Source organism: Halomonas colorata, assembly GCF_014897985.1.
Taxonomy (GTDB): domain Bacteria; phylum Pseudomonadota; class Gammaproteobacteria; order Pseudomonadales; family Halomonadaceae; genus Vreelandella; species Vreelandella colorata.
Window position 1 is genome coordinate 57,714 of sequence record NZ_JABUZA010000021.1, and the last position, 14,453, is coordinate 72,166.

12 protein-coding genes are annotated in these 14,453 nt (G+C 51.7%); 7 read left to right on the forward strand and 5 right to left on the reverse strand.

The annotated features are described in order from the left end of the window. Positions 1 to 17: 17 nt before the first annotated feature. Both INT33_RS11880 and INT33_RS11885 read right to left on the reverse strand, forming a co-directional pair. On the reverse strand, positions 18 to 680 hold the full coding sequence (locus INT33_RS11880; protein WP_192538691.1) for a CoA transferase subunit B: 663 nt from the start codon (positions 678 to 680) through the stop codon (positions 18 to 20). A 59-nt stretch (positions 681 to 739) separates the two neighbouring features. Beyond that, positions 740 to 1,438, reverse strand: coding sequence for a CoA transferase subunit A (locus tag INT33_RS11885; RefSeq protein ID WP_018916080.1), 699 nt, complete (start codon positions 1,436 to 1,438; stop codon positions 740 to 742). 133 nt (positions 1,439 to 1,571) lie between these two features. Here INT33_RS11885 and INT33_RS11890 point away from each other — a divergent pair, with 133 nt between their 5' ends. The 3 genes from INT33_RS11890 (at position 1,572) to INT33_RS11900 (ending at position 4,328) form a co-directional block, all read left to right on the forward strand. Beyond that, the gene (locus tag INT33_RS11890; RefSeq protein ID WP_192538692.1) at positions 1,572 to 2,462 is read left to right on the forward strand and encodes a LysR family transcriptional regulator; all 891 of its coding nucleotides are present in this window, start codon (positions 1,572 to 1,574) and stop codon (positions 2,460 to 2,462) included. Positions 2,463 to 2,553: 91 nt separating this feature from the next. Then, on the forward strand, positions 2,554 to 3,435 hold the full coding sequence (locus tag INT33_RS11895; protein WP_193091984.1) for an acyltransferase: 882 nt from the start codon (positions 2,554 to 2,556) through the stop codon (positions 3,433 to 3,435). 119 nt (positions 3,436 to 3,554) lie between these two features. Continuing rightward, the gene (locus tag INT33_RS11900; RefSeq protein WP_193091985.1) at positions 3,555 to 4,328 is read left to right on the forward strand and encodes a murein hydrolase activator EnvC family protein; all 774 of its coding nucleotides are present in this window, start codon (positions 3,555 to 3,557) and stop codon (positions 4,326 to 4,328) included. A gap of 132 nt (positions 4,329 to 4,460) precedes the next feature. On the opposite strand, the gene gcvT is transcribed toward INT33_RS11900, so the two are convergent. Beyond that, a complete protein-coding gene (gene gcvT, locus INT33_RS11905; RefSeq protein WP_193091986.1) occupies positions 4,461 to 5,573 on the reverse strand; it encodes a glycine cleavage system aminomethyltransferase GcvT in 1,113 nt (370 codons plus the stop codon). Positions 5,574 to 5,671: 98 nt separating this feature from the next. Further along, a complete protein-coding gene (locus INT33_RS11910) occupies positions 5,672 to 7,078 on the reverse strand; it encodes an alanine/glycine:cation symporter family protein (protein WP_193091987.1) in 1,407 nt (468 codons plus the stop codon). Positions 7,079 to 7,564: 486 nt separating this feature from the next. Here INT33_RS11910 and gcvH point away from each other — a divergent pair, with 486 nt between their 5' ends. Together gcvH and gcvP are read left to right on the forward strand one after the other, a co-directional pair. Next, positions 7,565 to 7,954 carry a glycine cleavage system protein GcvH gene (gcvH, locus tag INT33_RS11915; protein ID WP_018916074.1) on the forward strand — a complete coding sequence of 130 codons (390 nt, stop codon included), beginning with the start codon at positions 7,565 to 7,567 and terminating at the stop codon, positions 7,952 to 7,954. Between the two features lie 83 nt (positions 7,955 to 8,037). After that, positions 8,038 to 10,932: an aminomethyl-transferring glycine dehydrogenase gene (gcvP, locus tag INT33_RS11920; protein WP_193091988.1), complete on the forward strand. Its 2,895-nt coding sequence runs from the start codon at positions 8,038 to 8,040 to the stop codon at positions 10,930 to 10,932. Positions 10,933 to 10,978: 46 nt separating this feature from the next. Here gcvP and INT33_RS11925 read toward each other — a convergent pair whose 3' ends face one another. Beyond that, positions 10,979 to 11,881, reverse strand: a complete 903-nt coding sequence (locus INT33_RS11925) for a LysR family transcriptional regulator (protein WP_018916072.1) — start codon at positions 11,879 to 11,881, stop codon at positions 10,979 to 10,981. Between the two features lie 147 nt (positions 11,882 to 12,028). On the opposite strand from INT33_RS11925, the gene ppnN reads away from it, so the two are divergent. Both ppnN and INT33_RS11935 read left to right on the forward strand, forming a co-directional pair. Then, a complete protein-coding gene (gene ppnN / locus INT33_RS11930) occupies positions 12,029 to 13,411 on the forward strand; it encodes a nucleotide 5'-monophosphate nucleosidase PpnN (protein WP_226940170.1) in 1,383 nt (460 codons plus the stop codon). Between the two features lie 93 nt (positions 13,412 to 13,504). Further along, a complete protein-coding gene (locus INT33_RS11935; RefSeq protein WP_192538698.1) occupies positions 13,505 to 14,236 on the forward strand; it encodes a sulfite exporter TauE/SafE family protein in 732 nt (243 codons plus the stop codon). Positions 14,237 to 14,453: the final 217 nt, after the last annotated feature.

Sequence of the window (14,453 nt, forward strand, 5' to 3'; positions counted from 1 at the left end):
AGTTGCGAAACTAGCGCTTAATCAGCAAACGTCATTTCCGGCACGTGGTCTGGCACTATCAACTTACCCGCTGTCTTTTCGATAATTTCCTCAACACTCACCCCTGGCGCACGCTCTTTAAGGACAAACGCACCATCTTTAATTTCCAGATAGGCCAAATCGGTCAGCACGCGATTAATACACCCAGCACCAGTAAGCGGCAGCGCACATTTTTCCAGCAGCTTGGATTCGCCATGTTTAGACGCATGAGTCATGGTGCAAATAATATTTTCAGCGCCTGCCACTAAGTCCATGGCGCCGCCCATCCCCTTGATCAGCTTCCCAGGGACCATCCATGAAGCAATATTGCCTTCCTGATCTACCTCAAAAGCGCCAAGCACGGTTAAATCAACGTGCCCACCACGAATCATGGCAAATGACTCAGCGGAGGAGAAAATAGCAGCCCCAGGCCGGGCCGTTACGGTTTGCTTGCCTGCATTAATCATATCGGCATCCAGCTCTTCCTCGGTCGGGAAACGGCCCATACCCAATAGGCCGTTTTCCGACTGGAGCATGACGTCGATTCCATCAGGAATGTAATTGGCGACCAGGGTAGGAATCCCAATACCCAGATTGACGTAGAAACCATCTTCAAGCTCGCGTGCGACACGCTGTGCCATTTGTTCTCGTGTTAAAGCCATGGTGGCAACCTCGTTATTGGACGTTAAAAAAATAGAGTGAGCCGTTATGCATCAAGAAATTAGCTATGCAGCGTGCGTTTCTCGATGCGCTTCTCGAACGTGCCTTGAATGATTCGATCCACATAAATTCCCGGCGTGTGGATCTGACTAGGCTCAAGCTCACCTGGCTCTACAATTTCTTCAACTTCAACCACGGTAATTTTCCCCGCCGTTGCCGCCAATGGATTAAAGTTTTGCGCGGTATGACGGTAAACCACATTGCCATAGCGGTCCGCTTTCCACCCTTTCACGATCGCGAAATCCCCCACTAGCGCTTCTTCAAGAATGTAATGGCGCCCGTTGAATTCGCGTACTTCCTTGCCTTCACCAATCGGCGTGCCATAGCCCGTCGCGGTATAAAAAGCCGGAATACCGGCGCCCCCGGCACGCATTTTCTCAGCAAGCGTCCCCTGCGGAGTCAAAATAACTTCTATTTCGTCATTGAGCATCTGCTGCTCAAAGAGCGCGTTTTCTCCCACATAAGAGGCAAATATTTTACTGATCTGGCGGTCTTCCAGCAGTACGCCCAAACCAAACCCGTCGACGCCGCAGTTGTTGGAGGCGACCGTGAGATTTTTGACCCCTCGGCGTTTAATTTCTGCAATCAGGTTTTCCGGAATCCCGCATAGCCCAAAACCACCAGCCAATACGGTCATACCATCTTCGATACCTTCCATCGCTTCTGCGTAGGAACCTACACGCTTATCAAATCCTGCCATTGCTCGGCCTCACATTATTGTCGGTGGTTCGTAAAATGCGCTTGTCGATAATCTCAGTGTTGTCTCTGTTAATATATTTGTTAAGTTTGTTTTTCTTATCAATTAATTTTAAAAATTTATAAAAGAGAATCATATGACGGTAAAGCAGCTACGGGCTTTCCTAGTGGTCGCCCAAACCCTTAGCTTTACACAAGCCTGTGAACGTCTGCATCTTTCTCAGCCTGCCTTAAGCTTAGCCATTAAAGGGCTGGAGGCCTCACTGGGTGGCAAATTACTTATCCGCAGCACGCGAAGCGTACGCTTAACGCCGGAAGGAGAGTCCCTGTTACCGCTGGCCAAGCATCTGCTCGCCCAATGGGATAATACCGAAGAACGCCTGCGCCAGCGGTTTACGCTTCAGCTTGGTAGACTTAGCGTAGCCGCCATGCCCTCGTTTGCCTGTAATCTCTTGCCCGCTGCAATGGTAAAGTTTCGTCATCTATACCCCAAAATCAATATTACGGTACATGACGTTATCAACGAAGAAGTGACGGAGATGGTGCGCTCCCGTCAGGTTGAAATGGGGATCATTTTCTCTTCTGAAGGGGCGGATCGCTTGACCTTTACGCCGCTTTTTGACGATCATTTCGTTGCCGTGCTTCCGCCCAGTTCTCCACTCATAAGCAAATGTTCTCTGACGTGGGCTGAGCTTTTAAATAATGACTTTATTACCCTCCAGCGGCCCTCTATGGTGCGCCGCTTGTTAGAGCAGGCGCTAAACCAACAGCATATCGACTTAACCGTGGCCTTTGAAAGCCATCAGCTTTCAACCGTAGGGCGCATGGTGGCAGACGGGCTGGGGGTTAGCGCAGTGCCATCAATGTGTATTCGTCAAATGCATGAACTGGGCGCACACTGTGTACCGCTAACCGCCCCCAGTATTTCCTGCCAAGTGGGGATTATCACGCATCAAGAGCTATCCGTGGCAGCTCAAGCGCTACAAACAGTGCTGATTGAAACGGTACAAGCGCCTTGCTTTCCTTGAATAGCAGAATCCTTTTAGCACGTTGTGCTGGGCAGTATGAGCTTGATCCATTAGCATTAAAGGCATTTATTAGTTTTGGCGAAGGATAGGTATGGCGATTTTCAAGGGTCTCGTCAGCATTGTGTTACTCACGCTTAACACCCTTTTTTGGGGCGTACCGCTTATTGCGCTGACCTTTCTAAAGGTTATTATTCCCGTAAGGCGCTATCGAAACTGGATACTGAAAGGCCTATGCGCGGTAGCGCTCAACTGGATTGGAGTTAACTTGTGGTGGATGAAGCGCTGGCTGAAACCCCAGGTCAATTTTTCGGTTCCGGATACGCTGAGCCCTCAGCAGTGGTGGCTGGTTATTTCTAATCATCGCAGCTGGACCGATATCTTTATCCTGATGATGGCCTTGCATCGCCGTATCCCAATGCCACGTTTTTTCCTAAAGCGACAGTTAATCTGGATTCCCATTGTAGGGCTTGCCTTTTGGGCGCTTGAGTTCCCCTTTATGCGTCGCTATAGCCGGGAACAGATCACCAAACAGCCTAAGCTGGCCACCATTGATCGGCACTCCACAGAACAGATGTGTCGGCAAGCGCGCCATGCCCCCATCACTATTATCAATTTCATTGAAGGCACTCGGTTCACAGCGGTTAAGCGCGATGTGCAGCAAAGTCCCTATCAGCACTTATTGCGCCCTAAAGCGGGCGGGGTTGCACAGGTACTTGGCCTGCTTGGCGATCAATTGAATGGTATCCTTGACGTAACGATCAGTTACGCTAATCCGTCGCCGACTTTTTGGGGATTTTTATGTGGTAAGGAAGCGCCCATCACACTAAACGCGCACCAATTAGCCATTCCCCAATGGATGTACGAATCCAACTACCACGATGAAAAGCAGCACAAGGAACGCTTCCACGCATGGATCAATTCACTTTGGATGGAAAAAGATGCCCTGTTGGACAGCCAAACCGACCACGCCTAGCTGGCTGGCTTTGCACCTGTTTACTGATTAGCCTTTTGGCGGGGTGTGCTAGCTCTCCTTCTTCAAATCAACGCGCCGCTATACCGACTAACAGCACCAGTCAGCTGAACGGCAACTGGGTGGAAGTTCAGCGTGGGGATACCCTTGGAAAACTGGCTAACCGCGCCAATGTGCCTCTTGAACGCCTTGAGCGCTTTAATCCGGGGGTAAATACCCGGCGCTTGGCCGTTGGACAGCGATTGCTGATACCTACGCAACAAGAACGTGCTCCCTCAGGCGGCCCTTATCGCTATCAGATTCGCGCCGGTGATACCTATTCAAGTATCGCCCGCCATTTTGGTACGACCAGCGGGCGTATTCAGAGTGCCAATGCAGGCACGTCACCTACGGCCTTGAGAGTGGGCCAAATCGTGAGCGTACCGCTTAGCAGCAGTGCCCCGCGTAGTACGCCTGCCAGCAACTCAGCTTCTTCAAGTTCAAGCCCAACGCCCCCACCGGCGGCTACTTCGTTGCCTGCCTCCGCGCGCCGCTGGCCCTGGCCGCTTGAAGACTATCGCGTGGTTCGACGCTTTGGCACGGATAGCCGAGGAACATTACAGCCAATGTTACTCGCCACCCAGGCAGGTGCTCGCGCAAAGTCGGTCGCTGCCGGCGAGGTACGCTTTGCCGATGGCATGCGCCAGTTAGGTGAAGTCGTTATCGTGCATCATGCGGATAATCTACAGACGGTGTATGCGCTTTGCTCGCGCACACTGGTTTCCGTAGGCCAGCAGGTGAAAGCGGGTGATGAGCTTTGCGAAATAGGTAAGAGCAACGACAGCCAGCGCTATGATCTGCTGTTTGACCTACGCCAGGGTGGTAAGCCTATCGACCCACGCCAGGTACTGCGTTAAGCGTTTGAGCCTCAAGTAAACCTTGAAAAGCCCTGGAAATATTCCGGGGCTTTTTTGGCTTAAACTTTTGCGCTTTTAACCATGTAAGGCTTAATTAGCTGCGATAGATTGACGGAACCGCGATAAACTGGCTTAACCGCGAAAGTAGCTGGGCTTGATAAATGGCATGGACGTCACGGTTACGGGCAGCTGTTTACCACGAACTTCCGCAAATATGTTACTTCCCTGACTTTCCCACTCACGGCTGACATAGCCCATGGCTACCGGCGTCCCAACGCTTGGGCCAAATGTACCCGACGTCACCACACCAATTTCATTACCTGCTGCATCCAGCAGTATGGCACCTTCACGAATAGGCGCCCGGCCTTCGGCCTGAAGCCCAACGCGCTTACGTGAGTGATCTTTAGCATCAACTTGATGAAGAACCAGGTCAGCCCCTGGGAACCCCGCTGGGCGCTCACCGCCATGACGACGAGGCTTGCCAATGGCCCATATCAACCCGGCTTCCACAGGCGTCGTTGTGGTATCCATATCATGCCCGTAAAGACACAGTCCGGCTTCCAGACGCAACGAGTCGCGGGCACCCAGGCCGATGGCCTCGACTTCCGGCTCAGCCAGCAACCGCTCTGCAAATGCTTCACAAGCATCTGCTGCGATGGAAATCTCAAATCCGTCTTCACCAGTATAACCACTGCGGCTCACCCAAACCTCGTGCCCGTCAATGGTAAAGCGCTGATGCTGCATAAACACCAGTTCGCACGCTTCTGGGCAGAGTCGCTGCATAACCACATGTGCCTGCGGTCCTTGCAATGCCAGTAAACCGCGGTCTAGCGGCTCAATCTCATGAGTGGCGCCCAGATTGGTACGTAAATGTGCTAAATCTTGGTCTTTACACGCGGCGTTAACTACCAGATAAAAGTGATCGCCAGCGTTAACTGCCATCAAATCATCAATAATCCCGCCGTCCGTGCTGGTAAATAACCCGTAGCGCTGCTGGCCTTCTTGTAGGCCTACCAGGTCCGCCGGAATAAGCGTTTCGAGTGCGCTTGCCACATCAGGTCCTGACACCAGGATCTGACCCATATGCGATACATCGAACAAGCCGCACTGCTGGCGCGTGTGTTCGTGCTCTTTTTTAACTCCCAGCGGGTACTGCACAGGCATGGCATACCCGGCAAAAGGCACCATCTTGGCACCTAATTTAAGGTGCAATGTATGAAGTGGCGTATGCTTTTGATCAGTCATGAAATTTCCTTGGTTAAAGCGAGAAACGGGAAGCCATGGCCATAGCTTCCCGATTCAGTTACTGCGTAAGCACTAGCCGAGCAAATGTCAGACGCGGCTTATTTGTCATGATCCAGTTCTTCGCCTGCTAAAATCTCTTTACCGGCAAAGTAGTCTTTAGTCAGCTTGAATACCACGGGCGACAGCAGCGCCAAGGCAATCAAGTTGGGAATCGCCATCATGGCGTTGAAGGTATCCGCCATTAACCATATAAAGCCCAGTTGCGCGATGGCGCCCAGCGGAATGGCCAGTACAAACAGGACGCGATACAGCATGATCGAGCGTGTCCCAAACAAGAATTGGAAACACTTCTCGCCATAAAACGACCAGCCTAGAATCGTCGTGAATGCGAAGATAGCCAAGGCAATGGCCACAATTTGGTTACCAAAGCCGGGGAGCGCCTGGTCAAACGAGAGCGCGGTCAGCGAGGCCCCCTCTTCGCCCGTTTGCCATACCGTTGAGGTCAAGATAACCAGCGCGGTAATCGTACAAACGATAATGGTATCAATGAACGTTCCCAGCATCGCAATAAGACCCTGGCGCACTGGGTTTTTAGTATTGGCGGCCGCATGGGCAATGGGCGCGCTACCTAGGCCTGCTTCATTGGAGAAAATCCCCCGCGCGACACCAAACCGAATAGCGGCCATCACGGCAGCGCCTGCAAAACCGCCGGCTGCTGCGATCGGGTTAAAGGCATAATAGAAAATCAGGCTGAATGCTTCGCCGATTTGGCTCGCATTGACGATCAGCACCAGTATCCCGGCAACTACATACGCAATGCCCATGATGGGCACCAGCTTACCGGCCACCTTGGCAATACGCTTGATCCCGCCAAGGATAACGGCCCCGGCCAGCACCATGATAACCACACCGGTCAGCCAGTGTGGAATACCAAACGTGGCATCCATGGCATCCGCCACCGAGTTAGACTGCACGGTATTGCCAATCCCGAAAGCGGCTACCGCGCCGAAAAACGCGAACAGACCGCCGAGCCACAGCCATTTTTTGCCCAGGCCATTTTTGATATAGAACATGGGGCCGCCCACGTGATAACCGGTACTATCGGTTTCCCGGTAACGTACGGCCAGTACCGCTTCAGCAAACTTAGTTGCCATGCCGACAAGCGCGGTAATCCACATCCAAAACACGGCGCCAGGGCCACCTAAGGCGATAGCAGTGGCTACACCCGCGATGTTACCTGTGCCAATCGTAGCTGATAGCGCCGTCATTAATGCGTTAAAAGGCGAAATCTCACCGTCTTGACCGGCTTTTTCCGGCACGCCTTTCTGGGTCGATTTAGCATCACGCCCCTTCCAAAGCAGACTGAAGCCCATACCCAGCTTTCGAATGGGCATGAACTTTAGACCAATTTGCAGATAGATACCCACACCTAACAGCAAGATCAACATCAATGGGCCCCAAACCACCCCATTGATCGCCCCAAAAAGGCTATTTAAAGTTTCCACATGTCTCTCCTTACCCTGTTAATTCGCTTGTTTTATAAGTGTTTGACGGTCGAATCACCGACATTCGCTTTATTTTGTCTAGCAAATCTAGCGCTGTCACGAATAACCCTTTCATGGGTATAACGCATGAAAGAGATGCTTCACATACTGAAGATCTATTGAGGGTTGCCACAGCCTTGAGCGAAACAACAAAAGCCCTTAGCTGCCTAACCTGACTGTTTTACACCATTTCATAAGGGGTCTTCCATGCCTATGCTGCTTATACATGGCAGATGCGTAAGAGACCTCATCGCCTATTAGCCGGATGAGTAGCTAAAAATGCGCTCTTCTAGCCTCAATGGCGCATTTAAGAAATTTGTTTCCGATGAGAAACACGTTAACATGCTTAAAAATTCGCTTATTGCCTGGAAGGCTGACAGTCGCAAAGGCGACCGACAAGCGCTAGTATTCACCAGTCCAGACAATTGTTTCATAAAGGGAATCATCATGAGCAACCTTCCTGCTAACCTTCGTTACGCTAAAAGTCATGAATGGGTACTTGATCATCAAGATGGTACGGTCAGCATTGGCATTACTGATCATGCCCAAGAGGCGCTTGGCGATGTGGTATTTGTTGAACTGCCCGAAGTAGGCCAAACCCTTAGCCAGGGTAAAGAATTCGGCGTTATCGAATCGGTCAAAGCGGCCTCGGATCTCTACTCGCCGGTTAACGGTGAAGTCATTGAGGTCAACGAAGCGCTCGAAGACTCACCTGAAACGGTTAATGATGCGCCCTATGAAGGCGGCTGGATGATGAAAGTCCGCCTGACCGACCAAAACCTGGATGGTTTGCTTGATGCTGATGCCTATCAAGCCACTATAAGCGCTGACGATTAATTATGTTTGCTGAGCCTGCCTAATTGGCAGGCTTTGTATTTAGCACCCCTGCAAAGCTTCTCTTTCACGCTCGGAATCTTCTCATGCCTTTTGAAACACGCCGCTTGGCCGAACTGGCCGACCACGATGCTTTTATCAAACGTCATAATGGCCCTAACGCCGCCGACGTAGATACCATGTTGAACGTGCTCAATATGCAGCGCATGGAAGATTTGATTGAGCAAACCGTGCCCAGCGACATACGCCTTGGCCGCGAACTCAATCTGGATGACCCCAGCAGTGAAGCAGAAGCACTGGAATACCTAAGCCAGCTGGCCCGTCAAAACCGTGTAGCCAAGAGCTATATTGGCCAGGGCTATTACGGCACCTATATGCCGGCGGTTATTCAGCGTAACGTGCTGGAAAACCCAGGTTGGTATACTGCTTACACACCTTATCAGCCGGAAATTTCTCAGGGTCGCCTGGAAGGGCTGCTTAATTTCCAGCAGGTCGTTATGGACTTGACCGGTATGGAGCTGGCTAACGCTTCCTTGCTGGATGAGGCCACCGCAGCAGCCGAAGCGATGGCGCTATGCAAACGGGCAAATAAAAAGAGCAAGTCAAACGTCTTTTTCGTTGCCGACGACATCTTCCCGCAAACCTTGGATGTGGTAAAAACCCGCGCCACATTTTTCGGTTTTGAGCTGGTGTCAGGCCCGGCAGATACGCTGGCCGACCACGATGTATTTGGTGCGCTGCTCCAATACCCATCGGCAAGCGGTGATGTGCGCGATCTAGCGCCCCTGTTAAAAGCGGCCGCTGAACGTAACATCATGACCTGCGTTGCCTCTGACCTACTCAGTCTGGTGCTTCTCAAAGAGCCGGGCGCACTAGGTGCCGACATTGTGGTTGGCAACTCGCAGCGTTTCGGTGTGCCCATGGGCTTTGGTGGCCCGCACGCTGCTTTCTTTGCTACCTCTGACAAGCTCAAACGCTCAATCCCCGGCCGGATCATCGGCGTTTCAAAAGATAGCCGGGGCAACACGGCGCTGCGCATGGCGATGCAAACTCGCGAACAGCATATACGTCGTGAAAAGGCCACTTCGAACATCTGCACGGCGCAGGCGCTTTTAGCCAATATCGCAGGCTTTTACGCGACCTACCATGGCGCTGAAGGGCTACGCAAAATCGCCGGACGCGTCCACCGCTTAACCACGTTGTTAGCCGAAGGCTTAACGCAAGCGGGTATCACTTTAGCGCATGACAGCTGGTTTGATACGCTGCGCTTAGCGCAGGTAGATGCAGGTAAAATCCATGGCCGCGCCATGACACACGATATCAACCTACACTATTTCGCCAATGGCGATGTAGGCATCAGCCTGGATGAAACCACGACTGCACAAGATGTTGCTACGCTATTTGACGTGCTGCTGGGCAACGAGCATGGGCTTTCCGTGGCAGCTCTTGACGAGCAGGCGATTGCCAAAGGCGCAACAGGCATTCCGGAAGCCTGCCAGCGTGAAAGCGATTTCCTGAGCCACCCCACGTTTAATCGCTATCGCAGCGAAACAGAAATGTTGCGCTATCTAAAGCGGCTGGAAAATAAGGACCTGTCGCTTGCCCATGCGATGATTCCGTTAGGCTCCTGCACCATGAAGCTAAACGCTACCAGTGAAATGATCCCGGTTTCCTGGCCTGCGTTTGCCCACCTGCATCCGTTCGCGCCTCGCGACCAGGTGGCAGGCTATCATCAAATGATTGATGAGCTCGCTGCGTTTCTGGTGGAAATCACAGGTTACGATCATATCTCGATGCAGCCTAACTCAGGTGCTCAGGGTGAATATGCGGGTTTGCTGGCCATTCGTCGCTATCAGGATGCCCAGGGTGAAACGCACAGGACTGTGTGCTTGATTCCAAGCTCTGCCCATGGCACCAACCCGGCAAGTGCGGCCATGGTCGGCATGGACGTCGTGGTGGTTGAGTGTGACCAAAACGGCAATATTGATATTGATGACTTAACAGCTAAAGCTGCGCAGTACAGCGACAAGCTTTCGGCAATTATGATCACCTACCCCTCTACTCACGGCGTCTTTGAGTCTCACGTGCGTAAGGTATGTGAAGTAGTACACCAGCACGGCGCGCAGGTGTACGTAGATGGTGCCAATATGAATGCCCAGGTAGGGTTGACGCGCCCCGGCGATTTCGGAGGCGACGTATCACATCTTAACCTGCATAAAACCTTTTGCATTCCTCATGGCGGCGGCGGCCCGGGCATGGGGCCCATCGGCGTTAAAGCCCACTTGGCGCCTTATGTTTCCAATCACGTGGTTACCCCTATTAACGGGGTTAACGCTGATAGCGGCGCCGTTTCAGCGGCGGCATTTGGCAGCGCGTCAATCCTGCCTATCTCGTGGGCCTACATCAAGATGATGGGTGCGCGCGGCCTGCGTGAAGCGACGCAGTTAGCCATCCTCAATGCTAACTACATCGCCAAGCGTTTGGAGGAGTCCTATCCCATTCTCTACCGTGGAACCAGCGGACACGTGGCCCACGAATGTATCATCGATATTCGCCCGCTTAAGGCTACGTCTGGCATTAGCGAGGAAGATATCGCCAAACGTTTGATGGACTATGGCTTCCACGCACCCACTATGTCATTCCCGGTGCCGGGAACATTGATGATCGAGCCCACGGAATCCGAGTCCCTTTACGAAATCGACCGCTTCTGTGATGCCATGATTGCCATTCGTGAAGAAATCAAACGTGTCGAAAATGGCGAGTGGACGCTGGAGAACAACCCGTTGGTTAATGCTCCGCATACCCAGGCAGACATTATGGACAGCCAGTGGGAGCGGCCTTACGACCGCCAGCTGGGCGCGTTTCCGTCAGAGGCGGTGATGGGAGCCAAGTACTGGCCAACGGTCAACCGCGTGGACAATGTATTTGGGGATCGCCAGCTTATCTGCTCTTGCCCCAGTATCGATGAATATCGCCGCTAAGAGTACGGCAAACCAGTAAGCAGCTAATGAACGCCTTTGATCGCTTTTATTCGGATATCAAAGGCGTTCTTTCTTGAATACGCTGCCTATAAAAGCCGTCTAGCAGCTTTTCATAGCGTTTAGGCAGCACAGAGTCACGGCGACGCAGCAGATACAGCTCTTCATTAACCGCATTGGGCAATGTCAGCGCCTTTACCTGGCGCTGCCAGGGTGAGGTTTCAAGTACCAATAGTGATACCACCGTGAAACCCAGCCCCCTCGCGACAGCGTCCAGCACCATACTCACCTCATTGGTGAATCCTTGATGGCGAAAATGCGTCATTGAGCGAAACTCATCCGGATAGTTAGCTCTCAGCAACGCATTAGCGTGGTTAATGCCGTCGTAATAGTTGAGAAATCCTATCCCCATGAGATCGGACAGCGTATTACCAGCAAAATCCGCCGGCACTACCAAGCATAAAGGCTCTTTATGCCATAGAGTGCAGGTAAGCTCAGGATTGTTAACCGCTTCGGTGACGATTCCAATATCGTAGCGCCCCTCCAGCAGGTCATTCACAATCTCATGATTAAAGGCAAAGCTATAGTTGACGGTTAAATTAGGGTGCATTTGCTGCTGCCCTAAAATATACGGATAAAACATGAGCCCGACACTGCCCGGCGAAGCAATCCGGCAGTCGCCGCTATCCAGGGAGTCATCATCTAAACCGTGGCGAAACTGCTCATGTTCGGCAAATAACTTTAAGGCGTAATCGTAAGCGCGACGCCCTGACTCGGTTAACGTGAAACTGCGCCCTTTGCGTTCCAGCAGCGTCTTATCGAGATACGTTTCCAATTTACGAACGTGTTGACTGACCCCCGGCTGCGTCATTTCCAGGCGGTGTGCCGTTCGGGTAAAACTACCGGTCTCTACCAGGGTAATAAATGTCCGAAAATACAGGGCATTAAACATAATAAAACGCCATCTTCTTTAGCCACCATGTGCGCGCATTTTGCGCATAGGGTAGCACAGTAAGGGTTAACGCTGGTGGCGCTGTACCCTCTGCTATAGCGTGGTAGTATGCGATAAGATGAAAAATGACCAGGAAACGATGCACTAATGACCTTACCTATAACACCTCGCGCCACTATCTCTAGCATTATTTCTCCCGAAGGGAGCTTGGAAGTATTGTCTCAGCAGGAGGTCAATCGCCTTCAGAATACGTCGCAAAATGGTTTACACGACTTACTGCGTCGCTGTGCGCTTGCGGTATTAAATTGTGGCCAGCCTACCGATGATAGTGTCGCCATTCTTGAGGCTTACAAGGATTTCGATATAGAAGTGCTGCAGCAGGATCGCGGGATTCGCTTAAAGCTGACCAATGCCCCGGCAGAAGCCTTTGTCGATGGTCAGATGATCCGCGGTATTCGCGAACATCTCTCGTCTATCATTCGCGATATTGTCTACGTCTATAATGAAATTCAGCACCATAATCGGTTTGACCTTAGCACTGCAGAAGGTACGACTAACGCCGTTTTTCATATCTTACGCAAGGCAGGTACCTTAAAGCCGGGCCGCGACCCCAGCCTGGTAGTTTGCTGGGGTGGTCACTCTATTTCTCGTGAAGAGTATGAGTACTCAAAAGATGTGGGCTATCACTTAGGCCTACGCGATTTAGATATTTGTACCGGCTGTGGCCCTGGCGCCATGAAAGGGCCCATGAAAGGTGCGAACGTCGCCCATGCCAAACAGAGACGTAAGGATGGCCGCTATCTAGGGATTTCGGAGCCGGGCATTATTGCCGCCGAAGCGCCGAACCCCATTGTCAATGAGCTGGTGGTAATGCCCGATATTGAAAAACGCCTGGAAGCGTTTGTTCGCCTAGGGCACGGCATTATCGTTTTCCCCGGTGGTGTGGGTACAGCCGAAGAAATTCTCTATCTACTCGGCATACTTCTGCATCCGAATAACAGCGATATCCCCTACCCGCTTATTTTTACAGGACCTGCGGACTCAGCGGCGTATTTCCAGAAAATAGATGAGTTTCTGGTTTATACCCTGGGTGAGGACATTCGTCGCTATTACACGATCATTACCGGTGACCCAGTGGCGGTGGCCCGAGCAATGCGTCAGGGCATTGACACTATCAAGGAGTTTCGTCGTAACCAACAGGATGCCTTTTACTATAACTGGCGCTTGACCATCGCCCAGGACTTTCAGGCAACGTTTGAGCCCACCCACGAAGCCATGCTTGGGCTTGCTCTGCACCGTCAGCAACCCAAGCACGAGCTTGCCGCGAATCTGCGCCGGGCGTTTTCGGGCATTGTGGCCGGTAACGTTAAAGAGCAGGGAATACGCGCCATTGAAGCGCATGGCCCCTTTGTACTCACGGCAGAGCCAGCTTTAATGCAGCGCCTGGATGAGCTACTTACCTCGTTTGTCGCTCAAGGGCGAATGAAGCTGGATGGTCAGCCCTATACACCCTGCTACGTTCTTAAATAATACGTTCTCAAAAAACGTACTATTGCGCGATAAACCTTACGCATTACAGCCGTGATAACGGCTGTAATGCGCTATAGAAGCCAGGACAAACTCTTGTTAATCGCTCTGCTGACTCTTTTTGCCGCCGGTATTGTAAAAGGCGCTATTGGTTCTGGCGTACCAGTACTCGTAGTTCCGGTGCTAACAATGCTTTATGACGTCAAGCTCGCTATCGCGGTGCTTGTTGCACCTAATTTATTTAGCAATATGCTGCAGGTATGGCAGTACCGGCGTCATTTATTACCTCTTCGCTTTCTGGCAGCTTTTTCAGTAGCTGGCGCTCTAGGAATTATTTTAGGCACGTGGGGGTTAGTAGCTCTTTCTCCGGAAATACTTTCGTTAGGCGTTGCGGGCGCTATCATCCTGTACTTAATTATTAAGCTGACGAGGCGACGTTTAGCCATGCCATATGCGACGGCTTCACGCATTGTCATTCCAGTAGGCTTATTAGGCGGCGTGCTTCAAGGCGCAGCGGGCATGTCGGCCCCTGCCTCCATTACGTTTCTTAATGCAATGCAGCTGGAAAGGCCCGTCTTTATCGGCTCTATTTCAGTCTTTTTTGTCTCAATTACCTGCGTACAAATCCCCGCATTGCTCAGTGCTGGTATATTGACTCCACAACTTTCTCTTTACAGCGTGATCGCTCTGGCAATTATTCTTATCGGTATGCCTTTGGGAGCCCAACTAGGCAAGCGATTGCCCCATCGCTGGTTCGATAATCTGATTATGCTGCTACTAGCGGGCATTGCGACTAAAATTATTATTGATGCATCACTTGCCTCTTGAGCGCCTAAACCTAAGACACATAAGCAAAAAACAGTAAACGATCTACACTATACGATGTCCATGTACGGTACAGAGGCGTTCGTTTAAGGCTTGCATCCTTAATCACAAGCCTTCGGGCTAGCTGATGCATGTCCCGATATCCCCCTCTGTCAGCCTAGTTGTCCGGTTGGCGATATCGCCTTAACCTAATCCAGAGGGAGCGGCATGGAGTCCTTGT

What these genes read in the sequence shown, in the direction of transcription:
- INT33_RS11925 (WP_018916072.1), bottom strand. Translation starts at nt 11,881, where the DNA reads ATGTTTAATGCCCTGTATTTTCGGACATTTATTACCCTGGTAGAGACC.
- ppnN (WP_226940170.1), top strand. Translation starts at nt 12,029, where the DNA reads ATGACCTTACCTATAACACCTCGCGCCACTATCTCTAGCATTATTTCT.
- gcvT (WP_193091986.1), bottom strand. Translation starts at nt 5,573, where the DNA reads ATGACTGATCAAAAGCATACGCCACTTCATACATTGCACCTTAAATTA.
- INT33_RS11890 (WP_192538692.1), top strand. Translation starts at nt 1,572, where the DNA reads ATGACGGTAAAGCAGCTACGGGCTTTCCTAGTGGTCGCCCAAACCCTT.
- gcvP (WP_193091988.1), top strand. Translation starts at nt 8,038, where the DNA reads ATGCCTTTTGAAACACGCCGCTTGGCCGAACTGGCCGACCACGATGCT.
- INT33_RS11880 (WP_192538691.1), bottom strand. Translation starts at nt 680, where the DNA reads ATGGCTTTAACACGAGAACAAATGGCACAGCGTGTCGCACGCGAGCTT.
- gcvH (WP_018916074.1), top strand. Translation starts at nt 7,565, where the DNA reads ATGAGCAACCTTCCTGCTAACCTTCGTTACGCTAAAAGTCATGAATGG.
- INT33_RS11885 (WP_018916080.1), bottom strand. Translation starts at nt 1,438, where the DNA reads ATGGCAGGATTTGATAAGCGTGTAGGTTCCTACGCAGAAGCGATGGAA.
- INT33_RS11895 (WP_193091984.1), top strand. Translation starts at nt 2,554, where the DNA reads ATGGCGATTTTCAAGGGTCTCGTCAGCATTGTGTTACTCACGCTTAAC.